The organism is Pseudomonas sp. HMSC076A11 (genome assembly GCF_001810205.1).
Lineage (GTDB): Bacteria > Pseudomonadota > Gammaproteobacteria > Pseudomonadales > Pseudomonadaceae > Pseudomonas > Pseudomonas aeruginosa.
Genome location: NZ_KV800303.1, coordinates 39,021 through 52,448, shown reverse-complemented (window position 1 = coordinate 52,448; position 13,428 = coordinate 39,021). Strand labels below are relative to the sequence as shown.

The window sequence follows — 13,428 nt, the reverse complement described above, 5'->3', positions numbered from 1 at the left end:
CTCAGGCTGCCTCGCTCTTGGCCGCGGCCATCAGCGCCTCGATCTCGGCGACGGTCTTCGGCACGCCGTTGGTCAGCACTTCGCAGCCATTGCGGGTGACCACCACGTCGTCCTCGATGCGTACGCCGATACCGCGCCACTTCTTCGCCACCGAGGTATTGTCCGGGGCGATGTAGATGCCCGGCTCGACGGTCATCGCCATGCCCGGTTCGAGCACCCGCCATTCGCCGCCGACGCGGTACTCGCCGACGTCGTGCACGTCCATCCCCAGCCAGTGGCCGGCGCGGTGCATGTAGAAAGCCTTGTAGGCCTCGTGGGCGATCAGCTCGTCGACGTCGCCCTCTAGCAGGCCCAGGCGCACCAGCCCGGCGGTGATGACCCGTACGGTGGCCTCATGGGCCTCGTTCCAGTGGCGACCGGGGGCGATGTAGTCGAACGCCGCCATGTTGGCTTCCAGCACCAGTTCGTAGATCGCCTTCTGCTCGGGGCTGAAGCGGCCATTGGCGGGGAAGGTACGGGTGATGTCGCTGGCGTAGCAGTCGATCTCGCAGCCGGCATCGATCAGGATCAGGTCGCCGTCCTTGATCGCCGCATCGTTCTCGCGGTAGTGCAGGATGCAGGCGTTGCGTCCGGCGGCGACGATCGAGCCGTAGGCCGGCATTTTCGCCCCGCCCTTGCGGAACTCGTATTCCAGCTCGGCTTCCAGGTGGTACTCGAACAGCCCCGGCCGGCACACCTCCATCGCCCGGATGTGCGCCCGGGCGGAGACCTCGGCGGCGTAGCGCATGACCTTCACTTCGTTGGCGCTCTTGTACAGCCGCTGGTCGTGCAGCAGGTGGTCGAGGGCAACGAACTCGTTCGGCGGCTGCGCGCCCTGGCGGGCCTTGGAGCGGATCACGTTGATCCAGTCCATCAGCCGGCGGTCGAAGTCGGGATTGGCGCCAAGGGCGTAGTAGACCCGGTCGCGGCCTTCGATCAGGCCGGGCAGGATGTCGTCGATATCGCCGATGGGAAAGGCGTCGTCGGCGCCGTACTGGCCGATCGCACCGTCCTGGCCGGCGCGCAGGCCGTCCCACAGTTCACGCTCCGGATCCCGCTCGCGGCAGAACAGCACGTATTCGCCGTGGGCACGGCCGGGAATCAGCGCCATCACCGCCTCCGGCTCGGGGAAGCCGGTGAGGTACTGGAAGTCGCTGTCCTGGCGGTAGACGTGCTCGACGTCGCGATTGCGGATGTACATCGGCGCCGCCGGCAGGATGGCGATGCTGTTGGGTTCCATCTGCGCCATCAGCGCCTTGCGCCGACGGGCGTACTCCGACTTGGGGATACGGATCATGCAGAAACCTCAGTGCAGTGAAGGCTTGGGAGCGGGCTCCAGCGGCTTGCCGCACTCGGCGAACAGCAGCAGCGGAGCGACCCGCAGGTATTCCATGACTTCCATATAGTCCGTCTCGCCGTCCTCGCTGTCTTCCAGCTGGCCCTGGACCTGGGCGATGGCGGCCATGTCCTGCAGCACTTCCTCGGCTTCGCCGGTCAGGCTGCCTTCGCGGGCGGTGAGGCCGAAGCCGGCGAGGAAACCCTGGCACCATTGGCCGAGCGCCTCGGTGCGCTGGGCGAGCGGGGTTTCGTCGTCGGGCAGGAGCATGACGACGGCGACCTCGCCGGCGGAAAAGTCCTGCCGGACCATGCCGAGCAGGCCGGACAACGCGGCCTTGAGTCGTTCGCCCGGCGCGCCGCCGAGCAGTTCGGCGGCAGCGTGTTGCCAGGCGGCCTCGTCGAAGCCGGCGCCGGCGCAGACCCGACCCAGCAGATGGCCGTGCAGTTCGGCCGGCGAGACCGGCATGGCCGCCTCGGCGAGAAGGGAGGAAAAGGCGCTGTAGGCGGAATTCTGAGTGGACATCTCGGGACCCTGACGGCTGGGCGCCATTGGGGCGCTACACGTGAAATGAAGATGGTTATCCTAGCACCGCCCGCCCCGGCAAGACCATGCGACCGGTTGCCGGCGCGCCGGCCCGGCCGGGGCATTGGCCCCGACCGGGGACGATCCTATATAGTTGTCCAATCACCCCAATTCCCAAGCGAGAGCCCATGGAAGACGCCGATCTGCAATTGTTGACGGCCAAGTTCGACCAGCTGCTCCAGAAGCTGGAACAGCTCAAGGCGGAGAACCGGCTGCTGCGGGCGAACGAAAAGTCCTGGCGCGAAGAGCGCGCTCATCTGATCGAAAAGAACGAAATGGCGAGACACAAGGTCGAAGCGATGATTTTGCGTCTGAAAGCCTTGGAGCAGGACACATGAGCCAGTCGAATACCCTCACCGTGCAGATTCTCGACAAGGAATACTGCATCAATTGCCCGGACGACGAGCGCGCCAACCTGGAAAGCGCCGCCCGTTACCTGGACGGCAAGATGCGCGAGATCCGCTCCAGCGGCAAAGTCATCGGCGCCGACCGGGTTGCCGTGATGGCCGCCCTCAACATCACCCACGACCTGCTGCACCGCAAGGAGCGCCTGGACCAGGAAAGCAGCTCGACCCGCGAGCGCGTGCGCGAACTGCTCGATCGCGTCGACCGCGCCCTGGCGAATCCGGCCGATGCCGGCGAAGCCTGACCCGGGCGCGGCCAATTCGGGTATACTGGCCTCCGCTCCCTGGTGTGTTGGCCAGTCGGTGATGTCCCTGAGCCGATAACTGCAACAACGGAGGTTGCCAGTTGGACCGGTGTGCATGTCCGCACGACGGAAAGCCTTAAGGTCTACTGCAACCGCCACCTTGAACTTTCGGGTTCAAGGGCTAACCCGACAGCGGCACGACCGGGGAGCTACCTTTCCACATGATCGAATCGCAAGACCTCAGCCGCCCGGCCCTGCGCCGCAAGCTCCGCCAGGCGCGCCGCGCGCTCTCCCCCCTGCAGCAACGCCTCGCCGCCCGCGCCCTCTATCGACAACTGGCGCAGCATCCCCTTTTCCGCCGTGCCCGCCATATCGCCCTGTACCTGCCCAACGACGGCGAGATCGACCCGCGTCCGCTGCTGCGTGCGGCGCAGAAGCGCGGCAAGGCCACCTACCTGCCGGTGCTGGCGCCCTGGCCGCGGACGCGCATGGTATTCCAGCGGGTCGGCAGCGGCGAACGCTGGACCCGCAACCGCTTCCGCATCAGCGAACCGCTGGCCGACGCCGGCCGCCAGCGCAAGGCCTGGGCGCTGGACCTGGTACTGCTGCCGCTGGTGGGGTTCGACGAACAGGGCGGGCGCCTGGGCATGGGCGGCGGCTTCTACGACCGCAGCCTGGCCTACCTGGCGAGGCGCAAAAATGGTCACAAACCGACGCTGATCGGCCTGGCCCATGAATGTCAGAAGGTGGATCGACTGGCGCTGGCCAGCTGGGACATTCCCCTGGCGGGAACGGTGACCGATGCGGGCTGGTATGTGGCAGGGAAACGCTAGGAAGGAGGGAGAACCCTGGGTACCGCGTTCCATGCGATACCCGGCGAGTCTTACGGCTGTTGCGTCACCTGGGCGGGCGTACTGGCCTGTCGTTCCCAGAGGCTCTGGGTATAACCGGTGGTGACGACCCCAAGTCCGAAGATGATGACCAAAACCCACAGCAAGTCTGGCTTGCGCTTCATCGATTGCCTCCCCCTTCCAGGCAATTTTCGAGGCCGGTCCTTGCGATTATCTTATCGCCTGAGCACCCTGCCCCGCTGAAAAACGGCATTTTCCGATAAGCTGAAGTCATACGCAATTACACCGGCGACCGGTGGTCACGCGCAGACGTTTCCTACGTACATCTACGAAAGAGGAGCAAAGTTCATGCCTGCCTACTGGCTGATGAAATCCGAGCCGGACGAACTCTCGATCCGCGACCTGCAGCGCCTCGGAACCGCCCGCTGGGATGGCGTGCGCAACTACCAGGCGCGCAACTTCATCCGCAGCATGAACCCCGGCGACCTGTTCTTCTTCTACCACTCCAGTTGCCCGCAGCCCGGCATCGCCGGTATCGCCCGCATCGAGGGCGAAGCCTATCCCGATCCCACGGCCCTGGATCCCGCCAGCCCTTACCACGACCCCAAGGCCAGCGCCGAGAAGAATCCCTGGAGCGCCCGCGACGTCAGCTTCGTCGAAGCCTTCGCCGAGGTCGTTCCACTGGCCCGGCTGAAGGCGCAGGACGCCCTGGCCAACCTCGCCCTGGTGCAGAAGGGCAGCCGTCTCTCGGTGATGCCGGTCAGCGCCGAGGAATGGCAGGCGATCCTGCCGCTGGCGAAACGCTGAAGCCATCGCTCAGGCCATCTGCGAGATGGTCCGGCGGAAACGCCAGAGCGCGCCGAAGAAGAACGCCGAACCGATCGCCACGATGCCGGCGAACTGCGGCCAGACGATGTCGAAACCGGCGCCGCGGAACAGGATCGCCTGGGCCAGGCTGACGAAATGCGTGGTCGGCGCCGCCAGCATGATGTTCTGCACCAGTTCCGGCATGCTTTCCCGTGGCGTGCTGCCGCCCGAAAGGATGTTCAGCGGCAACAGCACGAGGATGGTCAGCAGTCCGAGCTGCGGCATCGAGCGCGCCACCGTGCCGAGGAATATGCCCATGGAGGTGGTGGCGAACAGATGCAATCCGGCGCCGAGCAGGAACAGCCCCACCGAGCCGCTGATCGGCACGTCCAGCCAGCCACGCACCACCCACTGCAACGAGAGCCCCGCCGCCACCAGCACCACCAGCCCCATCGACCAGACCTTGGCCATCATGATCTCGAAGGCCGACAGCGGCATCACCAGCAGGTGCTCGACGGTGCCGTGCTCGCGCTCGCGGATCAGCGCGGCGCCGGTGAGGATGATCGACAGCATGGTGATCTGGTTGATCACTTCCATCACCCCGCCGAACCAGGCCTGGGTCAGGTTCGGGTTGAACTCCATGCGCACCTCGATCTGCGCCGGCATGCTCGGCTCCGCGCGGTAGCGGCTGACGAACTCGCGCACCTCGGTGGCGACGATGTTCTGGATGTAGCCCGCGCCGGAGAAGGCCTGCCCGGTCTGGGTCGCGTCGACGTTGACCTGGATCGAGGGCTTGCGCCCGGCGAGCACGTCGCGCTGGAAGTCCGGCGGGATATCGAGGGTGAAGGTATACAGGCCGACGTCCATGCCGCGATCCATCTCGGCATGCCCGATCATTTCCGGCGGCCGGAAGTATGGGGGCTGGAAGGCATTGACGATACGCGACGAGAGCTGCGAGCGGTCCTCGTCGACCACCGCGATCGGCGCGTGATGCAAGGTTTCCGGAATACCGGTGGCGGAACTGTAGACGCCCAGGGTGAAGGCCCAGACGATCAGTGCCAGCATCGCGTAGTCGCGGCCGAGACTGCGGAACTCCTTGATGCCCAGGTTGAAGATGTTGGCCAGGCTGCGCATCGCTCAGTCCTCCTGCTTCTTCAGGCAGGCCACGCTGAGCAGGGTCAGCACCACGATGGAAGCGGCAAGCGGCAGGTAGTAGGCCCAGAGATCGGACAGGCCCAGCGATTTGGAAAAGGCGCCGCGGCTGACCACCAGGAAATGCGAGGTCGGATAGAGCTTGCCGATCCAGGCCGCCGCACCCTCCAGCGAGGACACCGGGTGGATCAGCCCGGAGAACTGGATCGCCGGGATCATGGTGGCGATCGCCACGCCGAATACAGCGGCGATCTGGCTGCGCATGAACGTCGAGAGGAACAGCCCGAGGCCAGTGCTGGTGACCACATAGAGGAAAGCGCCGATGGTCAACGCCAGGAAGCTGCCCTTGAGCGGCACGCGAAATACCACGATGGCCAGGACCAGCATCAGCAGGAAGTTGATCATGCCCATGGCGACGTAGGGCAGCTGCTTGCCGACCAGGAACTCCAGGCGCGTCACCGGGGTGACATAGAGGTTGGTGATCGAACCCAGTTCCTTTTCGCGCACCACGCCGAGGGCGGTGAGCATGGCCGGGATCATGATCAGCAGCAGCGGGATCACCGCCGGCACCATCGCCTTCAGGCTTTCCACGTCGGGGTTGTAGCGATAGCGCACCTCGGTGCTGGCCGCCGCGCTGGCCTCGGCCCCACCCGCCTGCCGCGAGAGGTCCGCCAGGTAGCTGGTGTGCAGGCCCTGCACGTAGCCGAGCACGGTGTTGGCACGGGTCGGCATCGCTCCGTCGATCCACACGCCGATGGCCGGATCGGAGCCACGCTTGAGATCGCGCCCGAAGTTCGGCGGGATCTCCACCGCCAGGCTCAGCTCGCCGCTGCGCAGGCGCCGGTCGAGGTCGTCCGGGTCGGTGATCGGCGCATGTTCGACGAAATAGCGCGAGCCGGCGATGTTCAGCGCGTAGGCCTGGCTGGTGGTGGTCTGGTCACGGTCGAGGACCGCCCAGGAGAGGTCCTCGACGTCCATGTTGATGCCGTAGCCGATGATGAACATCAGCAGCGCGGTGCCGAGCAGGGCCAGGGTCAGGCGGATCGGGTCGCGGCGCAGTTCCATGGCTTCGCGGCGCGCATAGCTGAACAGCCGCAGGGGGCTGAAGCGTTGGCGTTGCGCCTGGCGCCCCTGGCCATCGCCGGGCTGCTCCGCGACGGCCGGCGCCTCGGCCGGTTGCGCTGGCGCGGCGGCACCGGCGGCTTCTTCCAGGTACGCGATGAAGGTCGCTTCCAGGGTCGGCAGGCCACGCTGGCGCACCAGCTCATCGGGAGTATCGCTGGCCAGTACCTTGCCGGCATGCATCAGCGAGATGCGATCGCAGCGCTGGGCCTCGTTCATGAAGTGGGTGGAAATGAAGATGGTCACCCCGTCGCGGCGCGACAGCTCGACCATCAGTTCCCAGAAGCCGTCGCGAGCCACCGGGTCGACCCCCGAAGTGGGCTCGTCGAGGATCAGGATTTCCGGCTTGTGGATCACCGCCACCGCCAGCGACAGACGCTGGCGAATGCCCAGCGGCAGGTCGTTGGGCAGCTCGTCGGCCACCTTCTCCAGGTCGAAGCGCCGGAGCATTTCGCCGACCCGTGCCGGGATGCCATCCGCCGGCAGGTGGAACAGCCGGGCGTGCAACACCAGGTTCTGCCGCACGCTCAGCTCGGCATACAGGGAAAAGGCCTGGGACATGTAGCCGACCCGGCGTCGGGTCGCCATGTCGCTGGCGTCCACCGGCTGGCCGAACAGCGCGCACGTGCCTTCGCTCGCCGGCAGCAGGCCGGTGAGCATCTTCATGGTGGTGGACTTGCCGCAGCCGTTGGAGCCGAGGAAGCCGAAGATCTCCCCACGCTCGATACGGAAGCTGACGTGATCGACCGCGACGAAGTCGCCGAAACGACAGGTCAGGCCCTCGGCCTCGATGGCGATCCGCGGCGCGCCTTCGCTCTGCGGTCGCGGCGGGATCACCAATCGATGGTGGCCGGCGCGCTTGCTTTCCGGCAGCAGGGCGATGAACGCCGACTCGAGGCTCTGCGTCCCGGTACGCTCGCGCAACTCCTGCGGCGTACCGGTGGCCAGGACCTTTCCGTCGTCCATCGCCACCAGCCAGTCGAAGCGCTCGGCTTCCTCCATGTAAGCGGTGGCGACCAGCACGCTCATGCCTTCGCGGCCCGCGCGGATACGGCCGATCAGCTCCCAGAACTGGTTGCGCGACAGCGGGTCGACGCCGGTGGTCGGCTCGTCGAGGATCAGCAGGTCGGGATCGTGGATCAGCGCGCAGCACAGCCCGAGCTTCTGCTTCATGCCGCCGGACAGCTTGCCCGCAGGACGCTCGGCGAACGGCGCCAATCCGGTGCTTTGCAGCAGATCGGCGATGCGCCGCTCGCGCTCGGCCTTGTCGTGGCCGAACAGCCGACCGAAGAAGTCGACGTTCTCGAACACCGAGAGCGTCGGGTAGAGGTTCTTGCCCAGCCCCTGGGGCATGTAGGCGATGCGCGGGCAGACCGCCCGGCGGTGGCGGCGGTCGCGCATGTCGCCATCGAGCACGCGGATCTCGCCATCCTGCATCTTCCGTGCGCCGGCCAGCAGCGCCAGCAGGCTGGACTTGCCGACCCCGTCCGGACCGATCAGGCCGACCATGCGGTTGGCCGGGATATCCAGGCTGACGTCGTCAACCGCACGCGTCTCGCCGTAGCGCAGCGAAACGCCCCGGAGGCTCGCCACGCCGCTCCCGCCAGCGGTCATTGCGGAACCTTGATCTGCAGGTTGGCCGGCCACTCGACCTCAGGGTCCAGTCGCAGGTAGGCCATTCCGGGCACGCCGGTCTTGACGTAGGTGATGTATTTTTCCAGCAGCGCCGGATCGAGCCGCGCCTTGACCCGGAACATCAGCTTCTCCCGCTCGTTGGCGGTTTCCACCGTTTTCGGGGTGAACTGGGCGACACTGGCGACATAGGAAACCTTGGCCGGGATCACGTAGTCCGGCACCGCGTCGATCACCAAGCGCACTTCCTGGCCCAGTCCGACCCTGCCGGCCTGCATGGATGGCAGGAAGAAAGTCATGTAGACGTCGGCCAGGTCGACCATGTTGAGGAGCTTGCCACCGGCCGGCAGCACTTCCCCCGGCTGTGCCACGCGGTACTGCACGCGGCCGTTGCGCGGCGCCTTGAGCAGGCTGTCGTCGATATCCGCCTGGAGCCGGGCGACGCTGGCCTTGGCCGCCTCGATGGCCGACTGCGCCTCGATTACCTGGGAACGCCCGGCCTCGATCGCCGCCTGCGCCGAAATCACTTGCGAGCGTGCCGCGGACAACGCCGCCTGGGCGCTCTGCAGGGTCGCCCGATCGTCATCGAGTTGCTGTTGCGGCAGGGCATTGCGCTTGACCAGCGCCTCGGTACGGGTGAAGCGCTTCTGCGCCGCTGTCAGCTCGGCCTGGCGCTGCGCCACCACGGCCTGGGCAGTGCTCTTCTCGCTCTCGCGCTGGGCCACCAGCGAGGTCGCGGTGAGCTTGGCGTTCTCCGCCTGGCGCACCTGGGCCTGGGCCTGGGCCAACTGCGCCTCGAGCACCTGAGTATCCATCCGCGCGACGATTTCGCCGGCCTTGACGAAGTCGCCCTCGTCGACCTTGATCTCGGCGACCCGCCCGGGAAGCTTGGCCGCCACGTCCACCTCGGTGGCCTCGATGCGTCCGTTGCCGCTGGCGAATCCCTCGCCCAGGCCGGTCGGTCGCGATACCTGCCAGACCAGCACGCCTACGCCGAGCAGCGCCGCCACGATCAAGGCACGGCTCAGCCACCGTTTGCTTTCCTGTTTCATCCCTTCTCCTCGCACGTCCGGCCAGGCCGCGGCGATGGCGCTCACGCTGGAAAGCGCGGCCGCCGCGGACTTCACTGGCTCGATTGTCCCTCCAGGGCGGCGCGCGGGTGTTGATGCACGTCAGACGCGCCCGACCGAATCTCACAGGAAAGCAGAATCGCCGGTGCCTCGCATCCGGGAGCGCGGGACAGAACGGATAGTTGACCTCAGGGCTGGACGATGAGGTTGTTGAACAGCAGGTCGGTCACCAGCGGCTTGCCCTCTTCCTGCTCGAGGGTCTGCTGGACCTGCTTCAGCGCCTCCTGGCGCAGGCTTTCCTTGGCCTCGACCGTACCCAGGCTCTGGTCGGTCTGCTGGGCGAACAGCATGATCAACTGGTTGCGGATCAAGGGCTCGTGATGCTCGACCTTGGTCGCCGCGTCCTTGTCGGCCACCTGCAGGGCGATGTCGGCCTTGTAGTACTGCAGGCGCGGCCCGCTGCCGTAGTTGCCGACCAGCGCCGGGGTCAGGTCGACGTAGACCGGCTTGTTCGCGCCCTCGCCTTCCGGCGCGGCCTCCTCGGCCGAGGCGAACGACGGGAACAGACTCAGGCACAGGGCCAGCGACAGGGCAATGGGGGTTCTCACGGGCGCATCTCCTCGACGAATGCCGGCAAGCATAGCCAGACTCTCGGCCGGGCCCAAGCCCGGGGTTTATGGACAACCATCAGTTGCGGCGATGCTGATTGACCCCCGGCGTCTCCCTCCTACACTGGCCGGACCGCAAACTGGAGCGTCCCCGATGAAAGCCGTCCTCTGCAAAGCCTTCGGCCCGGCCAGCAGCCTGGTCCTGGAAGAAATCGCCAGCCCGAGCCCGGCGAAGAACGAAATCCTCCTCGATGTGCACGCCGCAGGGGTCAACTTCCCAGACACCCTGATCATCGAGGGCAAGTACCAGTTCAAGCCGCCCTTCCCCTTCTCCCCGGGCGGCGAGGCGGCCGGGGTGGTCGCCGCGGTCGGCGAAAAGGTCGCCCACGTCAGGCCCGGCGACCGGGTCATGGCCCTGACCGGCTGGGGCAGCTTCGCCGAGCAGGTCAAGGTGCCCGGCTATAACGTGATGCCGATTCCCGAAGGCATGGACTTCGCCAGCGCCGCCGCCTTCGGCATGACCTACGGCACCTCAATGCACGCCCTGAAACAGCGCGCCAATCTGCAACCCGGCGAGACCCTGCTGGTGCTCGGCGCTTCCGGCGGGGTCGGGCTGGCTGCCGTGGAGATCGGCAAGGCCATGGGCGCCCGGGTGATCGCTGCCGCCAGTACCCCCGACAAGCTCGCCGTGGCCAAGGCCGCCGGCGCCGACGAACTGATCAACTACAGCGAAGGTAGCCTGCGCGAGCAGCTCAAGGCCTTGACCGGCGGCCAGGGCGTCGATGTGATCTACGATCCGGTGGGCGGCGAACTGTTCGAGGAGGCCTTCCGCAGCATCGCCTGGAACGGACGGATGCTGGTGGTCGGCTTCGCCAGCGGCAGCATCCCTTCGCTGCCGGCCAACCTGACCCTGCTCAAGGGCGCCTCGCTGGTCGGCGTGTTCTGGGGATCGTTCGCCCAACGCCAGCCGCAGGACAACGCTGACAACTTCCGCCAGCTGTTCGCCTGGCACGCCGAAGGCAAACTGAAGCCGCTGGTGTCGCAGCGCTTCCCGCTGGAACGGGCCGGCGACGCTATCGACGCCCTCGGCCAGCGCAGGGCGGTCGGCAAGGTGGTGGTGGAGGTTCGCTGAGCCACGAAGGCGGCGAGTATTGCCTCCCGCCCGTGCGGAGAAAGGCATGGCGGGCCGGAGCGATACACCGGCCGAGGCCCACGCTGTCAGATGTTTTTCCCTATGAAGGCCCCGGTTTCCGACCGGGGCTTTCTTATTTCCGACCAATGCACTCAACCTGTAACATTTCCGCTATTTTTTCATTTACGAAAAATGTAGTGTTCGCAACCGCGTAAAAAGGCGCGACACAACAACAAGCGGAGCTCGCGATGTTCGGAATCTTTCGTCCCGCGCCACACCAGGCGCCACTGCCCGATGCCGAGGTGGACAGCACCTACCGGCGCCTGCGCTGGCAGATCTTCGCCGGTATCTTCATCGGCTACGCGGGTTACTACCTGCTGCGCAAGAACTTCTCCCTGGCCATGCCCTACCTCATCGAGGACGGCTACAGCCGCGGTCAACTGGGCGTCGCGATGTCGGCCATCGCCATCGCCTACGGCCTGTCGAAATTCATCATGGGCCTGGTCTCGGATCGTTCCAACCCACGGGTCTTCCTGCCGTTCGGCCTGTTGGTGTCGGCGGCGGTGATGTTCATTTTCGGATTCGCGCACTGGGCTACCTCCAGCGTCGCCATCATGTTCGTCCTGCTCTTCATCAACGGCTGGGCCCAGGGCATGGGCTGGCCGCCGAGCGGACGGACCATGGTCCACTGGTGGTCGCAGAAGGAGCGCGGCAGCGTGGTCTCGGTGTGGAACGTCGCCCACAACGTCGGCGGCGGCCTGATCGGCCCGCTGTTCCTGCTCGGCCTGGCGCTGTTCGGCGACTGGCGCTCGGCCTTCTACGTGCCGGCCATCGTCGCCGTGGGCGTAGCCGTGTTCGCCTATTTCGCCATGCGCGACCCCCCGCAATCCTGCGGCCTGCCGCCGATCGAGAAGCACAAGGACGACTACCCCGAAGGCTACGACGAACACCACGAGCGCGAGCTGTCGACCAAGGAGATCTTCGTCACCTACGTGCTGCGCAACAAGCTGCTCTGGTACATCGCCCTGGCCAACGTGTTCGTCTACCTGCTGCGCTACGGTGTGCTCGACTGGGCGCCGACCTACCTCAAGGAGGCCAAGCACTTCAACGTCGACAAGTCGTCCTGGGCGTACTTCTTCTACGAATGGGCGGGGATTCCCGGCACCCTGCTCTGCGGCTGGCTGTCGGACAAGCTGTTCAAGGGCAATCGCGGCGCCACCGGCGTGGTGTTCATGATCCTGGTGACCGTCGGCACCCTGATCTACTGGCTGAACCCGGCCGGCAACCCGGCGATCGACATGGCCGCGCTGATCATGATCGGCTTCCTGATCTACGGCCCGGTGATGCTGATCGGCTTGCAGGCCCTGGAGCTGGCGCCGAAGAAAGCGGCCGGCACCGCCGCAGGCTTCACCGGTCTGTTCGGCTACCTCGGCGGCTCGGTGGCGGCCAACGCCCTGGTCGGCTACACGGTGGATCACTTCGGCTGGGACGGTGGCTTCAAGCTGCTGATCGGCGCCTGCCTGCTGGCCATCCTGTTCCTCTGCCTGACCCTGCGCAAACCCGCGGTCCAGGCCGCGCCGCAGCAAGCCGGCTGATGACGCGGCGGCTCCGGCGCCAGGCCGGAGCCGCGTTCAGTCCCGCGGCGCGTAGGCGAACACGTCGGCGCGCATCTGGTGCGCATCCATCCCTGCTTCGACCAGGGCATCCAGGGTCGCGTAGACCATCGCCGGCGAGCCGCTGGCATACACATGCAGGCTCGACAGGTCGGCGAAATCCTCGCGCACCGCCTCGTGCAGCAAGCCGCAACGCCCCTCCCAGCCACAGAGGTCGCTGACCACCCGGTGCAGGAACAGGTTCGGCAGGCCTTCCCACTCCGTCCAGTGCGGCAGTCGGTAGAAATCCTCCGGACGCCGAACGCCCCAGTAGAGATGTACAGGATGGGCGAAGCCGGCGGCGCGGCAGTGCTCGATCAGGCTGTGCATCTGCGACATGCCGGTTCCCGCCGCGATCAGCACCAGCGGACCGTCGGGCAGTTCCGCCAGGTGCGCGTCGCCGAACGGCAGCTGGATCCGTGCCAGGCGCTCGCGCTGCAATTGCGCGATCAGCGCGACGGCACTGTCTTCCTTGGCCAGGATGTGCAACTCAAGGTCGCGTCCCGCATGCGGCGCGGAGGCCAGGGAAAACGCCGCGCTGTCGCCGCCGTCACGCTCCAGCAACAGGTACTGCCCGGCGTGATAGCGTGGCGGCTTGCCGGCCGGCGCGCGCAGGCCGACCCGGTAGACGTCGCCGCCGACCTCTTCGCAGAAGCTCAACTGGCAGGTCAGCTTGCGCAGAGGCAGTTCACCCGGCGCCAGCACCCCGTCCCAATGCAGCACGCAGTCTTCCAGCGGCTCAGCGAGGCAGGTGAAGAGTTCGCCATGATCGCGTACCTCGCCGTTCTGGCGT

General features: G+C 66.5%; 13 protein-coding genes and 1 other RNA gene. 7 read left to right on the top strand and 7 right to left on the bottom strand.

Annotated elements, in window-relative coordinates; genetic code table 11:
• Position 1: 1 nt before the first annotated feature.
• Together pepP and HMPREF2716_RS13955 are read right to left on the bottom strand one after the other, a co-directional pair.
• The gene (pepP, locus tag HMPREF2716_RS13960) at positions 2-1,336 is read right to left on the bottom strand and encodes a Xaa-Pro aminopeptidase (RefSeq protein ID WP_003096308.1); all 1,335 of its coding nucleotides are present in this window, start codon (positions 1,334-1,336) and stop codon (positions 2-4) included.
• A gap of 9 nt (positions 1,337-1,345) precedes the next feature.
• On the bottom strand, positions 1,346-1,900 hold the full coding sequence (locus HMPREF2716_RS13955; protein WP_003099193.1) for a YecA/YgfB family protein: 555 nt from the start codon (positions 1,898-1,900) through the stop codon (positions 1,346-1,348).
• A gap of 188 nt (positions 1,901-2,088) precedes the next feature.
• On the opposite strand from HMPREF2716_RS13955, the gene HMPREF2716_RS13950 reads away from it, so the two are divergent.
• From HMPREF2716_RS13950 to HMPREF2716_RS13930, 5 genes are all read left to right on the top strand, one after another.
• Positions 2,089-2,298, top strand: a complete 210-nt coding sequence (locus HMPREF2716_RS13950; protein ID WP_003096314.1) for a TIGR02449 family protein — start codon at positions 2,089-2,091, stop codon at positions 2,296-2,298.
• Positions 2,295-2,609, top strand: coding sequence for a cell division protein ZapA (locus HMPREF2716_RS13945; RefSeq protein ID WP_003096316.1), 315 nt, complete (start codon positions 2,295-2,297; stop codon positions 2,607-2,609). Before HMPREF2716_RS13950 ends, HMPREF2716_RS13945 begins: the two co-directional genes overlap by 4 nt.
• 33 nt (positions 2,610-2,642) lie before the next feature.
• Positions 2,643-2,821: non-coding RNA, 6S RNA (gene ssrS / locus HMPREF2716_RS13940), on the top strand.
• A gap of 9 nt (positions 2,822-2,830) precedes the next feature.
• Positions 2,831-3,442 (top strand): 5-formyltetrahydrofolate cyclo-ligase, encoded by a 612-nt coding sequence (locus HMPREF2716_RS13935; protein WP_003096321.1) that lies wholly within the window; start codon positions 2,831-2,833, stop codon positions 3,440-3,442.
• A gap of 366 nt (positions 3,443-3,808) precedes the next feature.
• A complete protein-coding gene (locus HMPREF2716_RS13930) occupies positions 3,809-4,267 on the top strand; it encodes an EVE domain-containing protein (RefSeq protein WP_003096326.1) in 459 nt (152 codons plus the stop codon).
• 9 nt (positions 4,268-4,276) lie between these two features.
• On the opposite strand, the gene HMPREF2716_RS13925 is transcribed toward HMPREF2716_RS13930, so the two are convergent.
• The 4 genes from HMPREF2716_RS13925 to HMPREF2716_RS13910 form a co-directional block, all read right to left on the bottom strand.
• Positions 4,277-5,401, bottom strand: coding sequence for an ABC transporter permease (locus HMPREF2716_RS13925; protein ID WP_003110669.1), 1,125 nt, complete (start codon positions 5,399-5,401; stop codon positions 4,277-4,279).
• Between the two features lie 3 nt (positions 5,402-5,404).
• Positions 5,405-8,155 (bottom strand): ribosome-associated ATPase/putative transporter RbbA, encoded by a 2,751-nt coding sequence (rbbA, locus tag HMPREF2716_RS13920; protein ID WP_033863037.1) that lies wholly within the window; start codon positions 8,153-8,155, stop codon positions 5,405-5,407.
• Positions 8,152-9,225 carry an HlyD family secretion protein gene (locus tag HMPREF2716_RS13915; RefSeq protein WP_003099200.1) on the bottom strand — a complete coding sequence of 358 codons (1,074 nt, stop codon included), beginning with the start codon at positions 9,223-9,225 and terminating at the stop codon, positions 8,152-8,154. The genes rbbA and HMPREF2716_RS13915 overlap by 4 nt, the downstream gene beginning before the upstream one ends.
• Positions 9,226-9,431: 206 nt before the next feature.
• The gene (locus HMPREF2716_RS13910) at positions 9,432-9,851 is read right to left on the bottom strand and encodes a flagellar basal body-associated protein FliL (RefSeq protein WP_003096328.1); all 420 of its coding nucleotides are present in this window, start codon (positions 9,849-9,851) and stop codon (positions 9,432-9,434) included.
• A gap of 154 nt (positions 9,852-10,005) precedes the next feature.
• Here HMPREF2716_RS13910 and HMPREF2716_RS13905 point away from each other — a divergent pair, with 154 nt between their 5' ends.
• Positions 10,006-10,983, top strand: coding sequence for an NADPH:quinone oxidoreductase family protein (locus HMPREF2716_RS13905; protein WP_003114042.1), 978 nt, complete (start codon positions 10,006-10,008; stop codon positions 10,981-10,983).
• Positions 10,984-11,231: 248 nt separating this feature from the next.
• Positions 11,232-12,578: a glycerol-3-phosphate transporter gene (glpT, locus tag HMPREF2716_RS13900; protein ID WP_034085590.1), complete on the top strand. Its 1,347-nt coding sequence runs from the start codon at positions 11,232-11,234 to the stop codon at positions 12,576-12,578.
• Positions 12,579-12,614: 36 nt separating this feature from the next.
• Here the strand turns inward: glpT and HMPREF2716_RS13895 are convergent.
• On the bottom strand, positions 12,615-13,428 hold an 814-nt coding region (locus HMPREF2716_RS13895; protein WP_070621936.1), incomplete at its 5' end, for a CDP-6-deoxy-delta-3,4-glucoseen reductase.

Excerpts from the sequence above, each read along its gene's own strand:
- HMPREF2716_RS13935 (WP_003096321.1), top strand. The coding sequence starts at position 2,831 with ATGATCGAATCGCAAGACCTCAGCCGCCCGGCCCTGCGCCGCAAGCTC.
- HMPREF2716_RS13905 (WP_003114042.1), top strand. The coding sequence starts at position 10,006 with ATGAAAGCCGTCCTCTGCAAAGCCTTCGGCCCGGCCAGCAGCCTGGTC.
- HMPREF2716_RS13945 (WP_003096316.1), top strand. The coding sequence starts at position 2,295 with ATGAGCCAGTCGAATACCCTCACCGTGCAGATTCTCGACAAGGAATAC.
- HMPREF2716_RS13950 (WP_003096314.1), top strand. The coding sequence starts at position 2,089 with ATGGAAGACGCCGATCTGCAATTGTTGACGGCCAAGTTCGACCAGCTG.
- HMPREF2716_RS13955 (WP_003099193.1), bottom strand. The coding sequence starts at position 1,900 with ATGTCCACTCAGAATTCCGCCTACAGCGCCTTTTCCTCCCTTCTCGCC.
- HMPREF2716_RS13930 (WP_003096326.1), top strand. The coding sequence starts at position 3,809 with ATGCCTGCCTACTGGCTGATGAAATCCGAGCCGGACGAACTCTCGATC.
- glpT (WP_034085590.1), top strand. The coding sequence starts at position 11,232 with ATGTTCGGAATCTTTCGTCCCGCGCCACACCAGGCGCCACTGCCCGAT.
- HMPREF2716_RS13925 (WP_003110669.1), bottom strand. The coding sequence starts at position 5,401 with ATGCGCAGCCTGGCCAACATCTTCAACCTGGGCATCAAGGAGTTCCGC.
- HMPREF2716_RS13915 (WP_003099200.1), bottom strand. The coding sequence starts at position 9,225 with ATGAAACAGGAAAGCAAACGGTGGCTGAGCCGTGCCTTGATCGTGGCG.
- rbbA (WP_033863037.1), bottom strand. The coding sequence starts at position 8,155 with ATGACCGCTGGCGGGAGCGGCGTGGCGAGCCTCCGGGGCGTTTCGCTG.
- pepP (WP_003096308.1), bottom strand. The coding sequence starts at position 1,336 with ATGATCCGTATCCCCAAGTCGGAGTACGCCCGTCGGCGCAAGGCGCTG.